Here is a 410-nt window from a genome sequence, read left to right on the forward strand (position 1 = left end):
GGTAGTAAGAAGAGTACACAGCTAACGATGAGTTCGTTGAGAATGGCAATTAGAAATCGAAAGCCACAAGAGCGCTTATTGTTTCATACCGACAGAGGCTCTGAATATCGAGCCCATGAAGTTCAAGCTTTATTATCAAAAAATGGAATTGTCCCAAGTATGAATCGTCCAGGTTATTGCACTGATAATGCGGAGGTAGAGTCGTTCTTCCATACACTCAAAGGCGACATAATTAGGAAAAATAGCTTTAAAAGTGAGAAGCAGCTTAGAGATAAACTTGCCGGTTATATCCAGCATTTTTATAACCGTTATAGACTGCACTCAAGTCTTGGATATCGAACCCCGCATGAATATGAAGTAGCGACGGGTTAAAGATAATAGGGTGTCCATTTTATCGGGTGAAGATCATT

Annotated in this window: 1 protein-coding gene; it reads left to right on the forward strand. The window is 40.0% G+C overall.

Annotated features, from left to right (window positions below; genetic code table 11):
* Nucleotides 1-372 (forward strand): integrase core domain-containing protein (locus MD535_RS25880; RefSeq protein WP_265678141.1); only part of this gene is annotated, 372 nt, incomplete at its 5' end.
* Between the last annotated feature and the right edge of the window lie 38 nt (nt 373-410).

The organism is Vibrio qingdaonensis (genome assembly GCF_026191675.1).
GTDB classification, from domain to species: domain Bacteria; phylum Pseudomonadota; class Gammaproteobacteria; order Enterobacterales; family Vibrionaceae; genus Vibrio; species Vibrio qingdaonensis.